Here is a 22,361-nt window from a genome sequence, read left to right on the forward strand (position 1 = left end):
CGGAGTAAAGAAATTATCATGCATCAGATTTACACCGTCATCGTTAAAATAAGAACCAAGATAATCCGAAGCATCCTTTATGGGATGCACAGCCTTACAGTCCGGCCACGCACATAGCGATCCGTCCTTCCAAGTTCCTTGCATGTAATAAACACAATGCTCTTGGGACACTACAATTTTTGCTCCATCGTGCCGTTCCAAGACCAGAAGGGTAACGAGCGGTGCTCCACAGGAGGATTCTCAAACTTTTGCAACAATTCAGCCTTATTCACTTCTATTCTCCCTTCTCCGTTCAACCATTTCACCTTTATCTTGGCGTTAATCGACGATAGTGATCTAGCGTCACTCTTCCTAGAAGCTCTTGCCCGTTCACAAAACGGTGCAACTCATCTACAATGAAATCGCACAGCTCGCGTTTGAGCAGTCCGTGATATCCCCCAATATGCGGCAAACATAGCACATTGGGCAACGATAACAGTTTATTATTTGCAGGCAGCGGCTCTTGTTTGTACACATCAAGTGCTGCATAGATACGTCCTGTACGCAACTCGTTCATGAGAGCTTGCTCCTGAATAATTGGACCACGCGCCGTATTCACGAATAGCGCCCCGTCTCGCAGCCGTTTCATCTGCTCTTCTCCGATCATTCCCTGCGTCCGAGGGGTCCATGTATTATGAAGCGAGACGATGTCACTGCGCTCGAACAGTTCGTTAAGCTCACAGAGCTCAACGCCCCATTCGGCAGCTTCCTCTTCCGTGCAATAACTGGAATGGAGCAGGATTGTCGGGTGAAAAGGCTGCAGCATACGGATCACATGCTTCGAAATTTCTCCAAAGCCGACTAGTCCGATCACTCTTCGCGTCACGCCAAGAATCGTATCGCGGTTATTCTGACTCCACTGCCCCTGTTTCAGTCGGCTGCTATAACCGGCATGATCCCATGCGCCAGCAAGGATTAAAGATACCGCACACTCAGCGGTAGATAGCGCGAGTACTTTGTTCGCCGATGTGACAGCAATCGGCGTTTCAAAAACATCTTCATTCACAATCGCCATCACACTACCTGCGCCATGTCCGATGAATTTCAATTGCTGCGCGCGCGCCAGCACCTCCGAGGTGAATATGGGAGATCCCCAAGATGTAATACACGCATCATATTCATGAATTCGCTCTGCCAGCCGTTCGCTGCTGAATCGATCATGGAGAGGAACGAAATCCACATCCGTCTGGCCAGCTAACTTCTTAACAGTCGAATTCGACCACAATAATTTACGAAGATTTTCATCAGCAATGGTCACTAATGTTTTCACAATATATTCCTCATTTCTCCAACGGATGACAGGCCGTTTGCATAAATTCATAATAGGCTGGAAACACAATTTCTGGCTCCATGCCAAAGATTTGCAGCTCTTTGCGCCATTTGGTTTCCCATTCTAAAGAGTAGAATCCCTTATAGCCTGCTTGATTCAACAGCTGGAGGATCTCTGCAATTGGTATATGACCCTCTCCCAGCTTCGTGTATTTCCAATTTAGCTCCATAGGATCTTCAAAAGGCATGCCGTCTTTCATATGCACATGTACGATTCGAGAGCCAAGCAAGGCAATCGTATCTTGTGGTAACTCCCCTTCCTCCAGTGGATGAATGATATCGTAAATCACCGCACAATTGGACCGATTCACATCATCCAGTAGCTTCTTCAACGATCGCCCCGTAGCATATTCATTATGTGTTTCGATCCAGACTTGGACATTGTAAGCGCGCGCATAATCACAAGCTGCTTGTACGCTTTTCACAATTTTGAGGGTAATGAATGGCTGGAACCACCTCATCCCTTCGGTTACGAAAATAACCTAAGAAGATGCGCACACCAGCAGCCTTAAGATCACTTGCAAGTGAGAGTACTTTTTGGAAGTGAGCCAACTTCGCTTGATCCTCTTCGTGGCCAGTGAGGCATACGCCGGAACCGATATTGCTAATCCTTATCTCGGCCTCTTCGCATTTCTGAAGTGTTACTTGTCTCTCCTTCGCATTCATCTCCGTGGAAATTCCCCAATTCGTCCCTTCTCGCAGCTCCATCGCACTAAAGCCGCACTTCTTCGCTATCTGGATCATCTCCTCCAAGGACCAACCTTCACAAGGGAGCGTGCTAAAAGCTAACTTCGTCATGCGTCATTCCTCCTCTCGCTATAAGGATGATTATGGCAGGACCGGATCGGAAACGCTTTCCCTTTTCCACGATTTCTTTGAATAAATCAACGATTCCATGTATCGTAAAATAGAAATGCAGGGCAATTGAAACTCGCGGAGGTCTATATGTCCGATTATCCGATCTATGCTACCAAAGAAATGCTCGACGATACGTTCCCCTTCAAAATAGAAATTCGCCGGCCGCATTCGATGAATCGCATCCTGCATGCGCATGAGCATCTCCAACTATGCTATATGCTGTCTGGCAGTTGTCTACATTGGGTTGCTGGTCAGCAATATGTGCTCGCCAAAGGTGATCTTTTTTCGATTCCCCCCTACCAGGAGCATCGCTTGGAACTCCGTGAATCGATGGATTTCGTTATGATTCAAGTCGATTTTATGCCCCATGCACTTAATGACAGCCTTCGAGATTTGGCGCATATGGAGACTTTCGTTGATTTTGCCTATATTAGACCTCTGATTACCGACGCGGACTTGCTTCACAAAATGACACTTCCGCCCTCTACGCAAACGGTCGTTGAAAGCCTGCTTCATGTTATTCTCGCCGAATGGGAGTCTCAAGAAGAAGGTTACCGCTTAGCGATAAAAGCCGAACTGCTCAAACTTCTCGTCATCACCGTCAGACAGTATAAGCGGTTTGTCCACCTGCAGAGCCAACAGGATAGCCATAGAGTAGCTTTGCATAGAAAAGCCTTCTATGAAGCAATTCATTATATGGAGTCGCATTACCATGATGACCTTCATTTGGAAGATGTCGCAGCCAAAGCATTGATGGCCCCTTCTTATTTCAGTCATATGTTGAAGCTTGTTAGAGGAAAAACCTATATCGAGCTATTAACAGACATTCGCATTTTGTCAGCCATGACGTTGCTCAAAGAAACAGATTTGAATGTGACTGAAATTGCCGCACGTGTTGGTTATAATCACATCATCATTTCAATCGAACGTTCAAAAAGCATATAGGCATCACACCGGGAGACTATCGGAAGCATCAAACTTAAACAAAATCTACGATATAGAAACTAAAAAGACCGCCATTTTGGCGGTCTTTCCATTATTCGCTGATTAACCAACTACGTTCGTTATGACTTCGATATTACCTTGGGTTGCTCTAGCATATGGGCATACCAAATGGGCTTCCGCGACAACTTCCTCAGCCACACTGGTTTCTACTCCGCTTATCGTGATGTCCATATTCACGGCTAGTACATAGCCGTCGCTCGCGTCCTTGCCTAGGGTAACATTAGAAACGATAGATATACCCTCTGCTTTAATACTCTTTTTTCTAAGGACAGTGCCCATCGCACCTTCAAAACAAGCGGCAAATCCAGCAGCGAACAGCTGCTCTGGGTTGGTTCCAGCTCCGTTGCCTCCTAATTCCTTGGGATATCTCAAGTCTAAGTCAAGATTACCATCACTGGAAACAGCTTTGCCGTCTCTTCCACCTTTAACGTTTACAGTAGCTGTATACAACTTCTTTTCCACTTTTACCATTTCTGAAATTCTCCTTTTATGACTGGATTATTTATCGCTCATGTTACGAGGTCATACTAGATAGGCTACCGCGACTTTCCTTAGCCACTCTGGTTTATATTTTCTTAATTGTGTTATCCATATTCATCATCTTGTCATAGCGTAAATTAGGTTGTTTGTACTTTCACTTTGGATAAATGTGAAGCAGCTGCCTCAGCCTCTTTGTAGGCTTTCTCTAATATCTCATCCCGATCGAAAACAGCAGTCCCTTGAGCTCTGATAATTTGATAATCTTCAATTCCGAAGAAATTAAACATGGATTTGAGATATTTGTGTGAAAATTCTACTTCCGCATACCAGTCATTGTTTGTGTAGACGCCGCCGCTTCCTTGGATAACAAGTAGGCTTCGACCATCCTTCAGCAACCCCACTGAACCGTTTTCCGTATATTTGAATGTCGCGCGAGGAATCATGATGTTGTCCATATAGTCCTTTAGTTTGGATGGAATGTTGAAGTTATGCAGCGGCATCGCGATGACATACTTAGTAGCGCTCATAAATTGTTGCAGTACCTCAGCCATCCGCCCGGTCACCTTCTGTTCTTCTGCATTGATCGGCTCACCCTTCGCCAGCTTATCCCATGCACTTAGTACCACGTGATCAATTGCTGGTATTTCTTCACTATATAGATTGATTTGTTCTATCGTCTCACTTGGGTTTAACTCCTTATATGTCTTCAAAAAATGATGAAGCACATTCGAACTGAAAGAAGATGCGGAATCTACTTTCGGGTGGGCATTAATGATTAGTATTTTATTCATGGTACAGCTCCTTATTGGTCAAGTGGTGGCCCAGTGAAGATAACTTGGTATTTGGTTCTAGACAGTTCCACGATTTCTTCAATTGTCTTTCCAACACAATCCTGGAAAGCAAGCGGTTCTTAGATGTACATGAATTGGCGGACCTAACGCTGAACCATAGGAAGAATCCTTGACTAAATCCAAAATGGCGTATGCACCATTCGTATCTTCCCCTTTTACTCGAATACAGATTCGCTCTCCTGGAATTCCAAATCGTCGATAACATATATCGTCTATTAACATTGTCTACAATATCCCTTTCCCTCCTGATTGTCAATCTTCGATCATGTGTAATTATTGCAAAATCCGCCAAACCTTGATTTGACAAGGGCCATTTATCCACTTAAGATATTTAGTATCAAGTTTGGTTGTCCAGAAAGCAGGTGTTTGCATGCAGTACAGTATAGGTGTTGAATATGCGCTGCATTGCTTGGTATATTTGATCGACATTCCGTCTAAGTCGACTATAGGGATTAAAGAACTATCTACGTTCCAAGGCATCTCGGAGACCTATCTCTCGAAAATTTTCGGTAAATTAACAAAGGCAGGTATTGTTAGCTCCGTTCCTGGGGTAAAAGGCGGTTATCGATTAGCCAAGCCTCCTGCGGAAATCTCATTTTGGGATGTCGTAGAAGCCGTTGAGGGCTCATCTCCCATTTTTCAATGCAAAAATATTAAAGATAACAGTTATTTGTGCCGAGATGAGGAGGTTGCGGCATGCACCCGAGCCACTCCCTGTATTATTAACTTGACGATGCGCGATGCCGAGGAAAGTATGCGTAAGCATCTCCACAATAAATCGTTGCTTTGGCTGAATGAAGAGTTAGATCGCACGTTAAAGCCTAAAACCCGCCAAGATACGCGTGACTTCTTCGCTCTAAGTAACAATGAATAATCAGAGAAATCCGCTTCAAATAAATGGAGAAAATCCAGTTAGATTGTGGAAATCAGAGGAAGCAAATCATTAACGAAAGAAGAGGCTGGTGCAAAAGTCTAAATTGACTTTGAACCAGCCTCTTTTATTTGCATATTCTTTTTAAAAATGTAAAATCACAGGAAAGACTGCAATTGGATTGGCACCCGGAAACTCAATATCTAACCGGTACAATTGGGATTTCTTATAACTTTATTGTCACAGAAATGTTACTTCATTTGTCTACTCTGATATAACATCCTAGAACCAAAGTTTAAGGAGGAAGTATCGATGAAAAATCTAATCGCTGATATCAAGATTCCAGATAGTAAACTAGCCGTTGAAGCCGCTGAACTCATACGTGAGCATAGCAACGATCTTCTATGGAACCACTCGAATCGGGTATATCTATTTGCAGCTATGAAGGGCAATCTTAATCAACTGAAATACGATTCTGAACTGCTTTATATCAGTTCGCTTTTCCACGATATCGGTCTTACTTCCGCATTCCGAAGCACGGACAAACGCTTTGAGGTCGATGGAGCTAATGCCGCCCGAGATTTCCTTAAAAGTCGAGGCGTTCCAGACGATGCCGTTCGGCTTGTATGGGATGCAGTAGCCCTGCATACAAGCATCGGAATCGTAGAGTACAAGGAAACCGAAGCGGCGCTTATGAATTTTGGCGTAGGTTATGATGTGGTTGGGAAGAACTTTGATCTCATCTCAGCAGAAACACGGCAACAAGTTGTCGAGGCTTTTCCTCGCAACCAGTTCAAACAAAACATCTTACACACTTTCTTGGATGGATTTAAAGACAAACCAGAAACAACATACGGCACGATTAACGCGGACATTTGTGAAATGCTTCTTCCGGGATACAAGCGCCCTAACTTTTGCCATCATGTCCTTCACTCCAAATGGGATGAGTAATTTGGACTACGTGTTAAACACGATTACCTGATAGAATGCTGGCGGTCGTACGACTGAAAAATAATAATCCTCAACAGGGTCCCATCTGCGATGCCAATCCACATCGTCAGTCCCCTCTCTTGTATTATGTCGGCATCGGCGAAGTTCGGGTAATACGTCCACGAGAACCGTAAGGTGATCAACATCGAACATCTCAGGGAGAGCGCTATAAATCCCATCGAGGATGATTAGGTTGGAAGGTTGTAACGTAACCATTTGCGATGCCAAAGCATTTTCTGATGAAAAAGAAAAAGGGTGATATTGAGCAATCTTACCTGCCAGTAGTGGTAATAATGCTTCATTCCGCATACGCTGCCAATCAATGCAACGATTACATTTTTGATCCACCGTAAATGAATCCCACGCATTGTCAGTAATCGTCGCATCAAAAAAGTCGTCACACTGGATGATTGTGGCATCCAATTCTGAAGCCAACTCAGCAGCCAATGTAGATTTGCCGGCCCCGCTTCCCCCATCCAGTGACACTACCAAAGGACCAGTTCGTCCAATCATATACGGATTAATAGCAGACACAATAGTCTGAATAGCTTGCTGTAATTGGGCTGATGGATGGTTGTTCTGCATGATTTCACCCCTTTAACAAAAAACTATTTACCTAATAATACCTTCTCTTGGATATGAAGAAAACGGATAAAACAGTTATAGCTATACAAGATCTTATGTCCATGCATAAACCAAAGATCTAATACCAACATTAACGAAGTTACGTTAACCTCAACGCCAAAGGAGACTTCGTTATGCAACAGCAAATACAACCTAATAATCAAATGCAAGCTATGCCGAGCACAAACCATGGGGGTCATGAGCTTTTCGATTTACATGAGGTGTTGGCCTGTACCATCAATGTGCTCGACCAATTCATGATGTTTAGGCAGTTTGTACAAGATAGCGAGCTGCTGGACATTCTGGATCGACAATACCAGTTCACACTTGCCCAGTACAATCTAACCGCTGAGTGTTTCACTACCGGACAAAAGCCAAGCCAAGAAACGTCCACCTATATGATTAGGCAACTATCCGAGCCGATCTATGGCATAAAGCCCACTCAACCGAAAAAACCAAACCAATCTCTCGCCGATGTGAAGGATGCGGGAATCAGCGGGCATATGTTGGGTCTAGTCAAAACGCATGCTTCATTACTAACGATGACTGCCGTGGAAGTGACGAATCCCGTTGTTCGGCGTGTATTAGCTTCTCAGGTACAAAATTTCATAGAAATGGCTTATGAAATCTTCCTTTATCAAAATAGACTTGCCTACTACCAAGTGCCACAATTAGCCCCTTCCGATATGCAAAGCATGCTGACAGCATTCGTCCCTGCAACCGGGGCCCCACAAATGCCGCCGAATAACAGAGCAGGAATGTCTGTGCATTAGCTAGCAGCATGAGAAGCCCAACATTGGCCCAAATGCCCTGTTTGGGCTTTCTCACATTTAAGCAAGGGAAGAGGTTCATCACTTATGGAGACTTTGCGGCATACGAACAGCAATAACAACTCGAACAAGCTGTCCTGGTGGCAGTTAGCCCTATTCGGCATTGGATGCACAATCGGAACAGGTTTCTTCCTCGGATCCAGCATCGCCATTCAGAAGAGTGGATTCCTGGTCGTCGCCATATTTTTATTGGCAGCACTAGCTACCTTATTTGTATATGAAGCTTTAGCACAGATGACGGCCGCTAACCCTGAAAAAGGTTCTTTTCGAAATTATGTGAGGGAAGCTTATGGCCGCTGGGCAGGGTTTGGTGTGGGATGGCTATATTGGTCCTCGGAAATGCTCATTCTTGGCAGTTCCTTAACAGCCATTGGGATTTTCACACAATTCTGGTTTCCTAATCTGCCACTCTGGTTGCTGACTGCTTGTTATTCGATCCTTGCCATCTTTGTTATCATTCTTGGCTCCAAAGGCATTAACAAAACCGAGAATATATGCGCTATCGTGAAAATGGGGGCAGTGTTCCTATTCATCGCAATCGCAGGCATTGTTTTCATTAAAGGGACCCATGGGATAAACACCATTCAGGGCAGTACGGCTCATTGGTTTGGTTCCGGTTGGACAGGCGCATGGAAAGGACTTTTGTATGCGTTTTATGCGTTTAGCGGCATAGAGGTCATGGGCTTTATGGCCATCCATTTGCGAAACCCCAAAGAGGCTACTAAAGCTGGGAGGATTATGCTGCTTGCAATCACAGTGCTCTACGTAGTGGCTATTAGTTTAGCGCTTCTTTTTATTACCAAGGAGCACGTAACACCTGATAAAAGCCCCCTGCTGCTCGCACTTGGCATCATGAAATTACCCATTCTCGTGCATATCATGAATGGAGTTCTAATTATTGCAGGATTTTCTATCCTTGTTGCCTCGCTATACGGTGTATCCACGATGCTGGTTGCTTTAGCGGAAGGCGGCGATGCCCCTCCATGGCTGGCCAACAAGAAAGGCAAGAAGCAATTACCGCTGTATGCACTAGGGGTGAATACGATCGGGCTCAGTGTATCTATCGTTCTAGCGCTAGTTATGCCAAGTAAAATCTTTGAACATATAACGACAGCCGGGGGCTTGGTGCTCTTATACACGTGGCTGCTTATCGTCGCATCTTATCTGAAACAACTTCGGCCAACGCTTAGCGGCCATCTGAAATCTTGGAGCGCTATCCTTCTTATTATGGTAGCCGTAACGGGACCACTTCTGGAGCAAACCGGTAGACCTGGGTTTTGGACTAGCCTTCTTATCGTGCTGGTAATTATCCTAATTACTTGGTGGATGAAGCATCATTCGGAACGAACTGAGCCAGCGTAACGATATTTTATTTATGAAAAAGCACACCAACAGCTTTTAGTTTATTTTTCATAAACGTGTAAGGACATTTAGAAGGGACGCTTTCGTCATCACGTAAAAAGTATTGCTTCCATTCTTGGTTATCCTCTTGTCCGTACCATTTCAGAGATGGATGTGCGGGGATACTGTCGTATGCTTCTAATTTTTGGCGAATGCGTTTCTTCATATTGCGTCCAAAAGGAGTAGAATCGTTGATTTCTTCGAACACCCATCGCGGCTGAAAAGCAATGAGGAAATGCGGAAACATTCGGCTCTTTCTAACCATGTGGGCAGGTGTCCCGCAAAAGGAGAAATAGGGCTCCCCATCACAACAAAATTCCCAAGAATGATGGGCAGGATCCTTTGAAATATGCGCAGGCCATGGCGCCTCATCTTTGGCACTAACCCCACTAAGAACAGACCAAAAAAGCTGCTCATAGTCTTCTACTGAGAAGCTTTTCAGCATGTCTGCAGGTGTTTCGAAAAAGATAACCAGAGAGGCAAATTTCCCTGTTTCCCGCGAGCAACGACCATAAGCTTGCAAGAGCTCCATGGTATCAAGGGCCGCCTGCTCTGATCTTGGATCAGCCCCAAAACCAAAGCGCAGGTTGTTGGTCAGAAAGCCTTGACGGCCGGGTATACAAGGGTACGTATTGCCTGGATCTGCAATCATATTCCCGAATTGACGGAAGGCATCCTGTTTCCATGCGGCAAGTGTGTCCATATGTGTATCAAGCCAGTCTTTGGCGTATAGATTACCCATGCATAATAACCTCCTTCTTAAGTACGAAGCATACTATGCGAAGGAGGTGATATGGGTGAGTATCTCGGTTAGACCTCATCTAACCCGTTAGCTGCTTATAGGCTTGATAACCGAAATAGAACCCGAAGCCAATGAGAGAAAGGCCAGCTATAACAGAAATGATTTGCAGGGTAGTGCGACTCCCGAACTTATGAAAGGAACTAGCGAGCGTGGCCATAGCAACATCCCACAATAGAATGCCTGCAAAGATACCGGAGGTATGCCAAAGCACTTGGGTTAGTCCATAATTCTGCACACTTTCGGCTAAAATAGAGCCATAAATACCTAGCCAAAATAAGATATTGAGCGGATTCGTAAGCGCCATAATAAATCCAGAACGGAAGGAACTTACGCTGGATTGGGCCTCGCGGGGGCTAGCTTCCTTGGTTGTCTTCACGTTTCTTAGCGTATCTACGCCAGTGTAGATAAGTACAAAACAGCCAAACAACCACAGAAATGTTTTCATAAACGGGGTGGTCAAGAAATGGGCTAAACCAAAATAAATCAGCAGCATATACAGCAAATCGGCACACATCGCGCCTAGTCCGATCAACCACGCGGCAGTAAAACCATATCTGGCTCCTTTGTCGAGTTGAGCGGCGTTAATAGGACCGATGGGAGCCGATAATGAAATTCCTAGAATGACATACGTGACAAAAGCATGCATAAGTTCGCCCCCTGAATATCAAATAACTTGTACAAGTTATTGTATGAGAGGTACTAGTTCATTAGAAGATTAAATGATGTCGACACGAATAGGTGTACATTTGTACCCATTGCAGAGACTTTCTTCGCAGGGACAAGCAGATATCGCCACAACCAGGTCCATTTCAGCACGAAGTTCGATATAATCCCCTGCTTTCGATAAAGGCTTTTCTACAAGGATTTGCCCCGATGGCTGAATGATGGTGTTCATGAAAATATTAAAGGGATAATGTTGATCTGGGGCGGGGATCTCAAATGGTGCCAGTGCTTCATTTAAGTTCATATAGCAGCTGGTGTGGTCCCGCTTATTATACAGCAACTCGTACATTTCAGGCCGACAGGCCGAATTAATAAAGTCGTGCTGTCCTACCTTATCCCTAATAATCGTGAGCATAGGCGTATATTTATTGGAGTAAATCATATCCCCAGGCTTCACTTTCATCGCATGTAATGCGTCCATTGTAACCGTAGGGTCCAGTCGCTCGCTGAAATCATTCGCACGATAGGCCACAAAGTCGGCCACTTGTTCCCCCTCCACATCCGTAATTCGAATCACTTGGTCCCGTTTGACCCGGAAACCGAGACCCTCTGTAGCTGGGATTTGCCAATGCTGCTTGCTCATTCAGGTCCTCCTAATTGTAAATAAGTTACCTTACAGTATGGCTTATCGTTCGTGGATTTATGATAAAAAATAAATAACACTAAAGACTACTCAGGAAGCACTCTGCCTTTATATTTTCCGGTTTGCGTAATTTTCACTTTGACATCAATCTTATTGATGGAGTCCTCTTTCAAAACCAAGTGGCCTCCGTCGTGTAACCGATGCCATGCTTGAGGCTTATTTCTATAAATTTCTCCAAATAAATTCAACAGGTCTGTCTGTGTAGACAAGCCCTTTCGATACGTCGAAAGAATCTCTTCTCGAACTACTTGTGCAGCTTGTTCTTCCATCATCTTAACAGATACGTTTTTGGTCATTTCCTCCACTACCGCACGAACCTTTATGGTTAGATTAAAGCGTGCTTTATCTTGATCAATTAGTGTTTCTATCTTAGGATGAGGTTTGGATAATACTAACGATCCTTCCGGTTTTTTATTATCGGGTATTTGAACAAATACGCGGTTCGATTTCTTATCAAACCATCTCACTCCTTTGAGATCGTCTTCTGAAAACCACCCCGTCAATACATGTTCTTGCATGGCGTAGGCACCATTTATTTTAAACATAGGCTTCTCTTTTCGATCTTCCTGCCATTCTTTTTTCGTGGTAGACAGTGTTGGAAGGATGACCGTTCTGCCCTTTTCGTTAAGTTGGGCAATTTGTTTGTAACCATACTGTGGCTGAATGAAAGATCTCTGAGCAAAGTTTTCCTCTGGTGAATCCATGATTGTGTCCAGCGGCGAAAGATTAAGCACTGATTTCTGCGTTAAGATGTCAGAGAAGCTTTCTTTCGTAGTATAAAGTAAGATATTATATCGAACCTCATGATAGCGATCTATCGCATCGTAGATTTGCCTAAGCGCCAATTTGTTATTCAATACACCTTCTTTTAAGACAATTGCTTTAATGTGCCCCCAGAATACCCTTATTTGAGATGTTGCATAAATAGATGATAAGGCCTCTACGACCGTCTTCCCCTCTCCCTTACCAATCCATACGGGGACATTTTTACCAAGTTCTAATTTATCGCTCTTTGCCACATTCGAAAAGTTAAGCACCTGAATATAAGCAATAAAATGTCCCTCCTCATAATCAAGCCCCAGTGCTGTTACATACGTCATATTTTGAATCGTTTTGGAATCCCAACATCCTGATACCACTAAAAGTATAGTAAACACGATATACGTTTTAATGATTATTTTCATGCGGATCTTCCCCTTGCTTATCAGTATCAACAGTGTTTAAGTCATTAGGTCTCTTTGTATATTGGCTCCAAGGAAGTCGTAGGATAGATCGTGCTATTTCTTTAAACACCGGGGGTGACAGGGGCGTCATATAGGGAACCCCAAAGGAGCTTAGTTTGCACAAATAGCCAATAAACAACACAACACTAACGATTAAGCCAAACATGCCAAATACAGCAGAAATGAAAAAAAACGCAAAGCGGAGGACGATAACGGCCCCGATCAAATTTTGACTAACTAAAGTTGAACCGGTCACTCCCACGATGGCCCCAACAACGATGACACTCGGAGAAACGAAACCTGCTCGAATGGCGGCATCCCCAATAATTAATCCACCTACAACGGTCAAGGTCTGGCCAATATTACTTGGCAGGCGAAGGCCAGCTTCTCGAAAGATCTCCAACAACATCAGCAATATCAACATTTCAACTTGTCCAGAGAACGGTAATCCAATCCGAGCCGTGGCAATGGTTGCCATCAACCGAAAGGGAATCTGATCCGGATGAAACGAAGTGAGTGCTACCCATGCGCTTGGTAATAAAATCGATAAGAAAAAACTGATTGCACGAATCATTCGCGCAAACGAAATATACTGGAAACTAAAGTAGATATCTTCAGGTGATTTTAGTAATAGTAAAAAGGTTCCCGGCCCTATTAGAACCATTGGATTCCCATCTACGATAATGACAAATCTTCCGTTCAGTAAACTGGTGACTGCCTTGTCCGGCCGGCCGGTATAATCAAATAAAGGCATTAGCGTAAACGGTTTATCAGCAATCTTCTGCTCAAGTTGATTAACACTTTGAAGTCCATACACATCAATTTTATTTATTCTTTTTCGAACTTCGTTCAGCACATTTGGAGCAATAATATCAGAAAAATAGAGCAAACCTACTTTGGTTCTTGTTCTTCTTCCCAATGTAAAACTTTCAAAACAAAGGGAGTGGTTCCGAATGCGTTTTCGTATTAAGGCCACATTAATATTGATATCTTCAACAAATCCATCTTTGGGTCCGTTGATGGAAATTTCCGTGCTTGATTCCTCAGGAGTACGCTCTGGACGATTAGCAATACACATTCTGAATAGCAGATTCGTCGGTGTGAACAGCAGAATGAGATCTCCTTGAAAGATCCACTCTGATATTTGCTCTTTCAAGGCTGTGGGTTCTATCGCTGTCAACGGCAACGGAATGGAAATATGTTTCAGTTGCAATTCCCATAATCTTTGTTGCCGGTACAAGTTATCCAACTCTGGAAGTATGACTTTTGCAATCTGTGAGGAGTCACTTAATCCTCCGCTATAGATCAGAATAACTTCGGAGGAGCTGCCCTCTTCAAATCGATATGGCTGTATTTCTACGTCTGCAGAGTGAAGAAATTGCGCCTTAATTTTCTGCTTGTCCCAACCCTCTACGGGTTCAAGTTCAGTTGCAGTCATGCCGTTCCCTCCTTGAATCTCTTAGAAAACAACAAGATCACTATACAAACTATCGATACGAACAATGCCACAACTAAGGAGATTGGGAAATAGAATCGATACATCCATAAATAAACCGTATATTTCTCAAGGGGAATCATTGATAGCAGCAAATAGCTGACCGTCACACAAAGGATAAACCAACTACGTTTTTTCGCATGTATAAAAGGGACCATTTCGGCCAATAAAAATTGCGAGAAACCGACTCGAATAATCGCACCAGACATCCACTGGAAGACAGATAGGAAATCGACATGTTCAATATTGCTGCCCAATTTGACCAAGCGCCACTGTTCATAAGGCGGCTCAGACTGTTTTGCAGCTTCAACAGGACCGAATTCGGTCACAGCACCAATGATAGGGCCTAACGAGATATAGACCATAAGCACTGCCAATATGCCGATTTTCCAAACCTTAACGCCTGACTTAAGCCGATGTTGGACAGCTATGATCATCATGAATTCAATAAACCCGCTACCGACATAAACCATGCCATGCAAGACGGGCTGCCATCCATGCTCTAGAACAGGCTTTAGCAGCTTTGGGTGAGCCCAGGATACTGAAGCATTTGATTTCCCCGGAAATAATCCTACAAAAAAAAGAATGGTCTGCTTATACTAGCAGCCATTCTTTCAGGGAGATGATCTCATTCCTTATATGTTTCACGCAGCCGATCAGCCATCCACAGACATGTCTTCCATAAATCACTCACCGGTTCATTCGTAAAAGGGATTGTCGGCATATAGCCCGGTGGACCGAACTCTGGGGTGATTGTCGTATAAGCGAATCCTTTCCTTACACGTGTTGCAACAATTTGCTTCCACCACGACTCATGTGTTCGCAGTTCATTGGCATACTCTGGTGCTCCGGGATGTGGAACTTGAGGTCCTTGGGCATAGCCGACACGGGCATGAATGTGAATCGTTCGCTCCATGGCCAGTTGCAGATGCTCGTTCTGATCTTCAAGCAACGATTCACACACACAGCACCAGTGACTAAAGTCAGCTGTCAGTTTCAAATCTGGGAGGGCGCGCAACAATTTTGCGGTCGTCCACGGCGTAAACATCGCGCGATGCCGATGTGTCTCATGTCCGACAGGGATCCCGTATTTATTTTCAACCTCTACTGCATGTTCGAAAAATTTCAATTGCCTTTCAATATCCATGCAATCCCGCGCACTGTGGGAAATAATTAACTCCGGCGCAAGCGCAGCGGTCGCTTTCACACCTGCTGTAAAAGCGGCCTCATGCTCACCAGAAGTCGAAATGAGTGCGATATACGATAGGTTGTGCGCTTGCAAAAGCGCCTTAAATTCCTCGCGATCTTTCTCCGATGGAACAGGACCTTCCACACCGTCATATCCGGCAGCGGCGATTGCAGCTAAAGCATCCTTGTAGGTAAAAGATTCCATTCCCCACAATGATTTTATTACTCGAATCTCCTCCATTGCTGCATTCCCCTTATTTAGAATGGCCCTTCGGCTTTTTGCCGCTCCATCTTTCATCTACCTTCTCATTCGCGGACTGATACCTGGCGTCTACACTAATCCGGTATTGGTTCGTCGTATTTTCAAGCGAACAATGCATCAAGAACATGCCAAAGATGAGCACATCTCCTGCCTGAAATTCCGTTGTTGCCCACTTACCACCAAACTTCTCCGTAATGAACAGCGGATCATCCGTATAGTGGTTAACCCCATCACGATCAGCATCCTTGGAACCATAGGACGCTTTCAATTTCTCGAAACGGTGTGAACCAAGGCAGATGGCTAGACCTCCCATTTCATAAGAAACATCTCCCAGCGGGGACCATACGGTATACACATTTTGAGTACCTCTGCCCATGTAAACAATATCATAATGCGCCCCTGTGAAATCACCTTTCCCCACAGCTCTCAGCCATTTGTAATGGTAAGTTAACGATTGGTCACCCAGATATTCATCAAAGAAGCGCATGATATGATCGCCATTCAAGACATTCAAGAGGGCAGGCAAATCTTCATTCGTTCCTCCAAAGAAAATGGTTTTGCTGCCATCCGCCATCACACCTTCCTCTAGCTGCGTATCGCGATCTAATTTGCCCATTTGCGCCATTTTTTCCAAAATGCTTGTACGAGCGGTTAGCACTTTGTCCCGATCATGAAATCCACGAATGAGCAAGTAGCCATCCTCCTCCATGCGCTCACGCAATGCTGCAATATCATGAATAATATCATTAGAACTTCTAAGTTCCTCTAAATGCTGTCCATCCATCTCTAATTCGCGATTGCCGACTTTCAACAACATATGCATCCACACTCCTAGGTGTTTTCTTACTTGCTTATAGTCTAAGTATAGGGTGCGACAATGATTACAACCATGGATTAGCGTTATCATTTCATGTATAATCGTACAATAACAAAGAACGAATGAAAGGAGTAAACCATGACCTTAATCGACATTCCCCATAAGTTAGAGAAGTCAGACGTTCCTCTTCCTCTATTTCACTCCATTTGGAAGGTTCATGCCGATAATAGCTATGAAGTATCGAAGCGGGAGGGCTTTAACGTTCCAGGTTTATTCCTTACTTATGATGGAAAAGGGATCATTACCTTGCATAATCATACGTATGAGTTGGAGAAAAACACCTTTTTCTTCGTGGAACACGGCATCCCCACCATGTACAAATGTCTGAATAACGATTGGAAGTTTTATTTCCTAGATTTTAGCCAACTAAACATGACCCGTCATCTACAGCTTCCAGTAATGGAAGTTATCTCTACCGGCAAAATGGCAGAAGCCATTCAATTGTGCGAACGGATGATTGACGGCTTAATTGCTCAGCTCCATGGCTACGAATATGCGTCAAACATTTTATTGCAAGAAATTTTACTCCTGTTAACTAGAGAACATTCCTTGGTTGCCCTTTCTCACCACACAGAGCTCAACCAAATCCTCATCTATATCCATCGGAATTTGGATAAACAAATTCGTATTGAAGACCTGCTCCAGCTAAGCGGCTGGTCGCGTACGACCTTTTTCAACCGGTTCCGTGCCCTCACAGGCTTGTCTCCAAACGACTATCTCATAAAACTAAAGCTAGCAGCTGCGAGAGTTACTCTCGAAACCACTAGCTTATCGTTGAAAGAAATTGCAGCTAAGCTGCATTTTTATGATGAATTCCATTTTTCCAAGCTATTTAAGAAAGCATATGATCAATCTCCCAGCACGTACCGTAAGGTAAAATTAATGGGAACCGAGAAGCACTAGTTATACTAGACGGTTATTGGGAAATCAAACTCTCCCGATACAACTTCGGGCTATACCCCGTCGTTTTCTTGAACATTCTGCTGAAATGCTCCACATTCAAGTACCCGACCGTTTCAGCGATATACGTAATTTTATTACCCTTCTTTTTCATTAACCGTTTCGATTCCTCAATGCGTAAGTTCGTTAAATACTGAATAAAATTACAGCCTACCTCTTTGGTAAATTGCTTACTTAAGTACCCTTCGCTAACGCCCACCATTTCGCTGATCAACGTGAGGTTGACGTCCTCCGTATAATGGAGATCTAGAAATTGCTTGGCTAGTGTGACGACACTGCTATAGTTAGCTTCTGTAGTCTTGCCGTGAATGTGTTGAAATAACTGACTGCACATGCGATGCAGCCAGGTCTTCGTTTCATCCAGTGTCTCCAAGCTCTTCATATATTCAAAAGGATGCTGAAGTTGTTCGTCGAGATCATCCCAACGAATGCCTTTTCGATAAAGCAGTCCTCCTAGCTCCCAAAGCAAATCCTCAAACGCGGTGTGAACATCTTGCGGTCTCCAGCCCCATGTTTGCCCAAGCAGCAGCTCCATCTGCTCAAATGCCTTAGACCATAGCTGAGCGTTACTTTGCTCGAGTAGCTGCGCGATGCTTGCACCTGTTGATTTCAACGTAACCTGAAGCTTACGGGCATGCTCAATCCCGCTTTCCCCACCGTATTTCCCCAACTCCATACAACTTTCTGGATAGAATACTTTATTAAATCCGGCAAAATAACACATAGAAGCCAAATGGGCTGCTTGCTGATACAAACGGTACCAAACCTTCGTGCCGCTAGCCAGATCGCTAATCCCAATGGATATGGACACATTGACATATTGATTGAGTCGCGTTTGAATCATAGAGAAAGCCGCCTGTACTTTTTCCCGAATCATACTTTCGCTTCGAAATGCTGCGAACGAGCAGAATAGCACGTATTCCGACTCGCTCTTTCCATATAACTGAGACTTCATTGACATGGCGTCCAGAACGGTTTGCACAGACTGCATGATGAACCGCTGTGTCTGTCCATCCCTTAAGCTTCTCCCCGTCCTTGCCCCCTCAGATGAGCCTTGCGAAATGGTAATAACAGCCACGAGTTGATTCGTTTCTTCGAGCCACTCTGTGATACTAGCCCCTGCAGCAGCATACGCCGATTCATCTTGTTGAGGATTGATGGAGATGAGCTGCCGAAGGATTTCACTCCTCCGATCGATCTCTTCTTCCACACGTTCGACAACAGGCGTCGACGTCTCACGCGTTTGAAGTTCATTAAGCGCCTTCAAAATAACTGGCACCAAGTGTTCCTCATCCATATCCGACTTCACAATGAAATCAATGGCGCCAAGCACAAAGGCTTCTCGGACATAGCTATACTCGCTGTAGGCACTCAGCATGATGGCGACAGGTTTTCGCTTCTGTACAATTGCCGGATGTGCTCGCAGCAGCTCAATGCCGCTCAGTCTGGGCATCTCAATATCAAGCAGCATCAGGTCGATATCGCCGTGCTGCTCTAGAATAGCAAGTGCTTCCATACCATCGTCAGCTTCTATGACAACCTGTATGCCCATGCTATCCCAGTCAATCATATGTAGAAGCGCTAGACGAACAAGCGGTTCATCGTCGACAATCATCATTTTAAACAACCTGTCCATCCCCCATCTGAGAAGTTGATTCTTTCGTAGTTATCCTTTCACCGCACCATCCATAAGACCTTTAAAAATATACCGTTGAAAAACGATATAGAAAATAGCACTCGGCAATAAAACGATAATAATACCTGCACAGAGCATAGACAAGTCCGAACTGCGCGTACTCACAAATGCAGTTAAGGAAGTAGCCAGTGTCGCCAACTTCTTATCAGGCATATATAACTGCTGGACGAAGATATCATTCATGATCGTGACACTTTTAAGAATCGCAAGAGTGGCCGTTGCAGGCAGCAGCAGCGGGAAAATGATCGAACGGAAGATTCGAGCATAAGAAGCCCCATCCAGCATCGCACTCTCGTCAAGCTGAACCGAAATCTTTTCGAGAAATTGCATGTATATATAAATCTGCATAATATCCGTGCCAACATAAATTAGAAGCGGCGCCCCAAGCGTATTGTAAACGCCCAGTGTATGCAGAAGCTGAAAGCGAGCAATTTCCGTCGTGTAGGCGGGAATAATCATCGACATCATAAAAAGAAGGAGAATCCACTTTTTCATACGGAACTGAAACCGATTAAGCACAAATGCGGTCATCGTCCCGAGCAGCATATTGCCAAGCATACTCAACACGACAAGCAGGAATGAATTCCCCAGCCCGCGTATCATATTTCCTTCTTTTAGCGCACCTACATAATTATCGATATGCAGAAAACTCTTCGGAAGCGAAAATGGGGAGGTTTCGGCAAGTTCCAAATTCGTTTTAAACGAACCAAATACAACGAGTAAGATGGGTACGAATATCAGTATAGCCATGAGCGTAAAAAGCACATAGTACACGATATTCGCTACTATCCGTTGCTTGCCCATCGATCGCGTACGGCTTGGCAACGGCTGCTTTCTCATTTGTTCAAGCGATAGTGCACGTTCCATGTTAAGCCTCACTCCTGTCTTTCACGATCCATGCTTGCAACGATGAAAAAACGATAATCATGAGCAAGAGAATAACTGCCATCGCTGAGGCCAGACCGTAATTGTTGTAAGTAAATGCCGTTTGGAGTGAAAAGAGTCCAAATGTACTGCTCGCACTGCCAGGACCACCGTTCGTCATAACAAGCGGGATGTCATACTGTAGAAGGGCTCCAGACACATTCATGAATAATATGATCTCGATTACGCGTCGAATGCCTGGGAGCGTTACATACCTTTGCTGCTGCCAAAAGTTCGCACCATCAATTTCTGCGGCTTCATACAAGTCCTTCGGAATCGATTGCAGTCCTGCTAGAAACAACACGATATGCACGCCGCTATAACGCCATAAGGAAACAACGACTAAGGAATAATTCACAATTTTCGCATCGCTCAACCAGCTTTGAATCCAGGATTCGAGCCCCATTGCTTTCAATAGTTCATTCAATGGACCATTGATCGGATTATAAATGTAGCTGAACATATAGGCCACAGCGATACCATTGATGATATAAGGCATCAACACCGAGAAGCGGAAGAACGCACTCCCTCGCAGTGCTCTTGTTAAGAGAACAGCCATGATGATTTCAAGCGGGATCGCGATGGCATGTAAAATAAAATAAGTGACGTTGTTTCGAATGGCATGCCACGCTTCAGGAAAATCAAACAACATCTGCTTGTAATTATTAAAACCAATGTACTTAAAACTTGGGCTATACCCATCCCAACTCGTAAAGCTATAACGAAACAACTGCAACGTTGGATAGATCAGAAACAACAATAATAGAGCCACAGGAACGAATAAAAACGAAACGATGACGACTTTTTGCTGCATGCGATAATTCATGTAATCACTCCTGTATACAAGAGAGGGCACTATTCCAATCGCTCAGAAAGTACCCTCTATTTAATTACCTATTTGTTCGATTCAACCGCTTTCTTCCACTTGTTGTTCAGTTCTTTCTCCAAGGTGTCGATCGGTTTACCTGAGTAAATTTCCTGCGCAGCTTTTTTGAAATCAAATTGTGCCGCACCGCTCACTTTGGCAAAGCCTTCATCTGTTGCTGAGTAGATAAATGGTTTAAACGGATACTTTTCTGTCCATTTGTTAAAGAAAGGAAGGTCCGTGCTCACGCCATTGATCGTCGAGAATTGTTGTGCCATATTAATGAAGCCCTGGTACACATCTTTACTGAACATCCAGTCGAAGAATGCTTTCGCCTCTTCTACATTTTTACTGTTTTTATTAATCCCAACGTTCATATCGGATACAGTCATGGAAGTAAGTGGTTCGCTTTCTGTGGTGCGGAACGGAAGAGGGAATACGCCAAGATCTTCATCCGTTTTCACTTTCGTCGCGTAGTCACCGTAATACCATTGACCCGCTGCGATCATGGCTGCTTTTTTCGATTCAAATAACTGTGTGGATTGATCAAAAGATATGGATAAGGCATCAAGTCCTGCCAACTTCTTTGTTGACATTTCTTTAATAATTTTCCCAGCTTTATCAAATGTACTGCCCTCTCCGAAAGGCTCCGGCGTCTTCGCCAAATTCGCTAAGTAATTCTCATCCCCAGAGAGGATGTGAGGGCCGAACTCCATGAATGGATAGAACGTCCAGTCTTCCTTGCCACCAATGGCGATTGGCGTATATTTCCCATTCGTTTTAATTTTCTCCATCGTGGACAAGAACTCAGGCATTGTTTTCGGCACATCCAAGTTCAACTCTTTGAAGATACTTGGGTGGAAGTAGACGAACTCCGAGAAGGAAACGAGCGGTGCGCCTAATATTTTGCCATCAATTTTCGCTGGAAACTTATTATTCTTGGCACCTGCTAAGTCATCAAGTGGAAGAAGGGATTGTTTATAAATTTGCATATGCGCTGGCTTGAGGTAGAACAAATCAGGCAAATCATTGGCAGCTAATCGCACCTTTAAGTATTGACCGCCGTTATCCGGCACCATTTCAATATCTACCGTCACGTTCGGCTTTACCTTCGTGTATTCCTTCACTTTATCTGTCCAAAATTTAAGATCCCCTTTGGCATCCCACATCGCAAGTTTTAACTTAACGGGTTCCGCTGGTTTTGGTGTCGCTGCTGCCGCTTTCGTTTCGGCTGGTTTGACTGAAGCTGCTGCGGGTGTTGCTGTATCCTTGGCGCAGCCTGTCAGTGCACTTAGCACAACAAGTCCGCCCACTAGCATTGTGCTTACAAATTTACTTTTCCCCATTCTTGAAACCCCTCCAATGAATGTATCTTTGATTCGGTTAGTTTTTTAACCTGTCTTTATCATACACGGGATGAAAACG

The 22,361-nt window shown here is 44.2% G+C and carries 24 protein-coding genes; 6 read left to right on the plus strand and 18 right to left on the minus strand.

Translation table 11 applies throughout. From position 1 onward, the window contains the following. Positions 1-307 precede the first annotated feature (307 nt). From J2736_RS08925 to J2736_RS08935, 3 genes are read right to left on the minus strand one after another with little or no spacing between them, the layout of a single operon-like run. The gene (locus J2736_RS08925) at positions 308-1,309 is read right to left on the minus strand and encodes a hydroxyacid dehydrogenase (protein WP_310225612.1); all 1,002 of its coding nucleotides are present in this window, start codon (positions 1,307-1,309) and stop codon (positions 308-310) included. 10 nt (positions 1,310-1,319) lie between these two features. Further along, complete coding sequence (locus J2736_RS08930) at positions 1,320-1,793, minus strand: sugar phosphate isomerase/epimerase family protein (RefSeq protein WP_310225614.1); 474 nt, start codon at positions 1,791-1,793, stop codon at positions 1,320-1,322. Continuing rightward, a complete protein-coding gene (locus J2736_RS08935; RefSeq protein ID WP_310225616.1) occupies positions 1,768-2,166 on the minus strand; it encodes a sugar phosphate isomerase/epimerase family protein in 399 nt (132 codons plus the stop codon). The genes J2736_RS08930 and J2736_RS08935 overlap by 26 nt, the downstream gene beginning before the upstream one ends. A gap of 147 nt (positions 2,167-2,313) precedes the next feature. Here J2736_RS08935 and J2736_RS08940 point away from each other — a divergent pair, with 147 nt between their 5' ends. Beyond that, complete coding sequence (locus tag J2736_RS08940; RefSeq protein ID WP_310225618.1) at positions 2,314-3,171, plus strand: AraC family transcriptional regulator; 858 nt, start codon at positions 2,314-2,316, stop codon at positions 3,169-3,171. A gap of 102 nt (positions 3,172-3,273) precedes the next feature. On the opposite strand, the gene J2736_RS08945 is transcribed toward J2736_RS08940, so the two are convergent. Further along, the gene (locus J2736_RS08945; protein ID WP_310225620.1) at positions 3,274-3,702 is read right to left on the minus strand and encodes an organic hydroperoxide resistance protein; all 429 of its coding nucleotides are present in this window, start codon (positions 3,700-3,702) and stop codon (positions 3,274-3,276) included. Between the two features lie 146 nt (positions 3,703-3,848). Further along, entirely contained in the window at positions 3,849-4,502 is a 654-nt protein-coding gene (locus J2736_RS08950; protein ID WP_310225622.1) for an FMN-dependent NADH-azoreductase, read from the minus strand. A 430-nt stretch (positions 4,503-4,932) separates the two neighbouring features. Between J2736_RS08950 and J2736_RS08955 the strand changes: the two genes are divergently transcribed. Next, positions 4,933-5,436: an RrF2 family transcriptional regulator gene (locus tag J2736_RS08955; protein WP_310225624.1), complete on the plus strand. Its 504-nt coding sequence runs from the start codon at positions 4,933-4,935 to the stop codon at positions 5,434-5,436. A gap of 309 nt (positions 5,437-5,745) precedes the next feature. Next, positions 5,746-6,384, plus strand: a complete 639-nt coding sequence (locus J2736_RS08960) for an HD domain-containing protein (RefSeq protein ID WP_310225626.1) — start codon at positions 5,746-5,748, stop codon at positions 6,382-6,384. A gap of 6 nt (positions 6,385-6,390) precedes the next feature. Here the strand turns inward: J2736_RS08960 and J2736_RS08965 are convergent, their stop codons facing one another. Continuing rightward, positions 6,391-7,008, minus strand: a complete 618-nt coding sequence (locus tag J2736_RS08965; protein WP_310225628.1) for a uridine kinase family protein — start codon at positions 7,006-7,008, stop codon at positions 6,391-6,393. Between the two features lie 173 nt (positions 7,009-7,181). Between J2736_RS08965 and J2736_RS08970 the strand changes: the two genes are divergently transcribed. Together J2736_RS08970 and J2736_RS08975 are read left to right on the plus strand one after the other, a co-directional pair. Further along, the gene (locus tag J2736_RS08970) at positions 7,182-7,820 is read left to right on the plus strand and encodes a spore coat protein (RefSeq protein WP_310225630.1); all 639 of its coding nucleotides are present in this window, start codon (positions 7,182-7,184) and stop codon (positions 7,818-7,820) included. Between the two features lie 84 nt (positions 7,821-7,904). Further along, entirely contained in the window at positions 7,905-9,239 is a 1,335-nt protein-coding gene (locus J2736_RS08975; protein ID WP_310225632.1) for an amino acid permease, read from the plus strand. Between the two features lie 7 nt (positions 9,240-9,246). On the opposite strand, the gene J2736_RS08980 is transcribed toward J2736_RS08975, so the two are convergent. From J2736_RS08980 to J2736_RS09015, 8 genes are all read right to left on the minus strand, one after another. After that, positions 9,247-10,020: a YqcI/YcgG family protein gene (locus tag J2736_RS08980; protein WP_310225633.1), complete on the minus strand. Its 774-nt coding sequence runs from the start codon at positions 10,018-10,020 to the stop codon at positions 9,247-9,249. 79 nt (positions 10,021-10,099) lie between these two features. After that, on the minus strand, positions 10,100-10,726 hold the full coding sequence (locus J2736_RS08985; RefSeq protein ID WP_310225635.1) for a LysE family translocator: 627 nt from the start codon (positions 10,724-10,726) through the stop codon (positions 10,100-10,102). A gap of 69 nt (positions 10,727-10,795) precedes the next feature. Beyond that, positions 10,796-11,386 (minus strand): urea carboxylase-associated family protein, encoded by a 591-nt coding sequence (locus J2736_RS08990; protein ID WP_310225637.1) that lies wholly within the window; start codon positions 11,384-11,386, stop codon positions 10,796-10,798. A gap of 86 nt (positions 11,387-11,472) precedes the next feature. Continuing rightward, complete coding sequence (locus J2736_RS08995; protein WP_310225639.1) at positions 11,473-12,630, minus strand: Ger(x)C family spore germination protein; 1,158 nt, start codon at positions 12,628-12,630, stop codon at positions 11,473-11,475. After that, positions 12,614-14,107, minus strand: coding sequence for a spore germination protein (locus tag J2736_RS09000; RefSeq protein WP_310225641.1), 1,494 nt, complete (start codon positions 14,105-14,107; stop codon positions 12,614-12,616). Before J2736_RS09000 ends, J2736_RS08995 begins: the two co-directional genes overlap by 17 nt. Beyond that, complete coding sequence (locus tag J2736_RS09005; protein ID WP_310226365.1) at positions 14,104-14,751, minus strand: GerAB/ArcD/ProY family transporter; 648 nt, start codon at positions 14,749-14,751, stop codon at positions 14,104-14,106. Before J2736_RS09005 ends, J2736_RS09000 begins: the two co-directional genes overlap by 4 nt. A 41-nt stretch (positions 14,752-14,792) precedes the next feature. Next, positions 14,793-15,593 carry a sugar phosphate isomerase/epimerase family protein gene (locus J2736_RS09010; RefSeq protein ID WP_310225642.1) on the minus strand — a complete coding sequence of 267 codons (801 nt, stop codon included), beginning with the start codon at positions 15,591-15,593 and terminating at the stop codon, positions 14,793-14,795. Positions 15,594-15,606: 13 nt separating this feature from the next. Continuing rightward, positions 15,607-16,431: a phytanoyl-CoA dioxygenase family protein gene (locus tag J2736_RS09015; protein WP_310225645.1), complete on the minus strand. Its 825-nt coding sequence runs from the start codon at positions 16,429-16,431 to the stop codon at positions 15,607-15,609. Positions 16,432-16,569: 138 nt separating this feature from the next. Here J2736_RS09015 and J2736_RS09020 point away from each other — a divergent pair, with 138 nt between their 5' ends. Next, a complete protein-coding gene (locus J2736_RS09020) occupies positions 16,570-17,394 on the plus strand; it encodes an AraC family transcriptional regulator (RefSeq protein ID WP_310225647.1) in 825 nt (274 codons plus the stop codon). Positions 17,395-17,407: 13 nt separating this feature from the next. Here J2736_RS09020 and J2736_RS09025 read toward each other — a convergent pair whose 3' ends face one another. The 4 genes from J2736_RS09025 to J2736_RS09040 form a co-directional block, all read right to left on the minus strand. Further along, positions 17,408-19,087, minus strand: a complete 1,680-nt coding sequence (locus J2736_RS09025; protein WP_310225649.1) for a helix-turn-helix domain-containing protein — start codon at positions 19,085-19,087, stop codon at positions 17,408-17,410. A 30-nt stretch (positions 19,088-19,117) separates the two neighbouring features. After that, positions 19,118-20,014 carry a carbohydrate ABC transporter permease gene (locus J2736_RS09030; RefSeq protein WP_310225651.1) on the minus strand — a complete coding sequence of 299 codons (897 nt, stop codon included), beginning with the start codon at positions 20,012-20,014 and terminating at the stop codon, positions 19,118-19,120. 1 nt (position 20,015) lies between these two features. Then, positions 20,016-20,897, minus strand: coding sequence for a carbohydrate ABC transporter permease (locus tag J2736_RS09035; RefSeq protein WP_173119592.1), 882 nt, complete (start codon positions 20,895-20,897; stop codon positions 20,016-20,018). Between the two features lie 68 nt (positions 20,898-20,965). Beyond that, positions 20,966-22,282 carry an ABC transporter substrate-binding protein gene (locus J2736_RS09040; RefSeq protein ID WP_310225654.1) on the minus strand — a complete coding sequence of 439 codons (1,317 nt, stop codon included), beginning with the start codon at positions 22,280-22,282 and terminating at the stop codon, positions 20,966-20,968. Positions 22,283-22,361: the final 79 nt, after the last annotated feature.

Source organism: Paenibacillus qinlingensis (assembly GCF_031455095.1).
Classification (GTDB): domain Bacteria; phylum Bacillota; class Bacilli; order Paenibacillales; family NBRC-103111; genus Paenibacillus_E; species Paenibacillus_E qinlingensis_A.

Coding starts and splice junctions, on each gene's coding strand:
- J2736_RS08980 (WP_310225633.1), bottom strand. CDS start 10,020: ATGGGTAATCTATACGCCAAAGACTGGCTTGATACACATATGGACACA.
- J2736_RS08995 (WP_310225639.1), bottom strand. CDS start 12,630: ATGAAAATAATCATTAAAACGTATATCGTGTTTACTATACTTTTAGTG.
- J2736_RS09040 (WP_310225654.1), bottom strand. CDS start 22,282: ATGGGGAAAAGTAAATTTGTAAGCACAATGCTAGTGGGCGGACTTGTT.
- J2736_RS09000 (WP_310225641.1), bottom strand. CDS start 14,107: ATGACTGCAACTGAACTTGAACCCGTAGAGGGTTGGGACAAGCAGAAA.
- J2736_RS09030 (WP_310225651.1), bottom strand. CDS start 20,014: ATGGAACGTGCACTATCGCTTGAACAAATGAGAAAGCAGCCGTTGCCA.
- J2736_RS08960 (WP_310225626.1), top strand. CDS start 5,746: ATGAAAAATCTAATCGCTGATATCAAGATTCCAGATAGTAAACTAGCC.
- J2736_RS08950 (WP_310225622.1), bottom strand. CDS start 4,502: ATGAATAAAATACTAATCATTAATGCCCACCCGAAAGTAGATTCCGCA.
- J2736_RS09035 (WP_173119592.1), bottom strand. CDS start 20,897: ATGAATTATCGCATGCAGCAAAAAGTCGTCATCGTTTCGTTTTTATTC.
- J2736_RS08940 (WP_310225618.1), top strand. CDS start 2,314: ATGTCCGATTATCCGATCTATGCTACCAAAGAAATGCTCGACGATACG.
- J2736_RS08975 (WP_310225632.1), top strand. CDS start 7,905: ATGGAGACTTTGCGGCATACGAACAGCAATAACAACTCGAACAAGCTG.
- J2736_RS08935 (WP_310225616.1), bottom strand. CDS start 2,166: ATGACGAAGTTAGCTTTTAGCACGCTCCCTTGTGAAGGTTGGTCCTTG.
- J2736_RS08970 (WP_310225630.1), top strand. CDS start 7,182: ATGCAACAGCAAATACAACCTAATAATCAAATGCAAGCTATGCCGAGC.
- J2736_RS08985 (WP_310225635.1), bottom strand. CDS start 10,726: ATGCATGCTTTTGTCACGTATGTCATTCTAGGAATTTCATTATCGGCT.
- J2736_RS09025 (WP_310225649.1), bottom strand. CDS start 19,087: ATGGACAGGTTGTTTAAAATGATGATTGTCGACGATGAACCGCTTGTT.
- J2736_RS08990 (WP_310225637.1), bottom strand. CDS start 11,386: ATGAGCAAGCAGCATTGGCAAATCCCAGCTACAGAGGGTCTCGGTTTC.
- J2736_RS09010 (WP_310225642.1), bottom strand. CDS start 15,593: ATGGAGGAGATTCGAGTAATAAAATCATTGTGGGGAATGGAATCTTTT.
- J2736_RS09020 (WP_310225647.1), top strand. CDS start 16,570: ATGACCTTAATCGACATTCCCCATAAGTTAGAGAAGTCAGACGTTCCT.
- J2736_RS08945 (WP_310225620.1), bottom strand. CDS start 3,702: ATGGTAAAAGTGGAAAAGAAGTTGTATACAGCTACTGTAAACGTTAAA.
- J2736_RS08965 (WP_310225628.1), bottom strand. CDS start 7,008: ATGCAGAACAACCATCCATCAGCCCAATTACAGCAAGCTATTCAGACT.
- J2736_RS09015 (WP_310225645.1), bottom strand. CDS start 16,431: ATGTTGTTGAAAGTCGGCAATCGCGAATTAGAGATGGATGGACAGCAT.
- J2736_RS08955 (WP_310225624.1), top strand. CDS start 4,933: ATGCAGTACAGTATAGGTGTTGAATATGCGCTGCATTGCTTGGTATAT.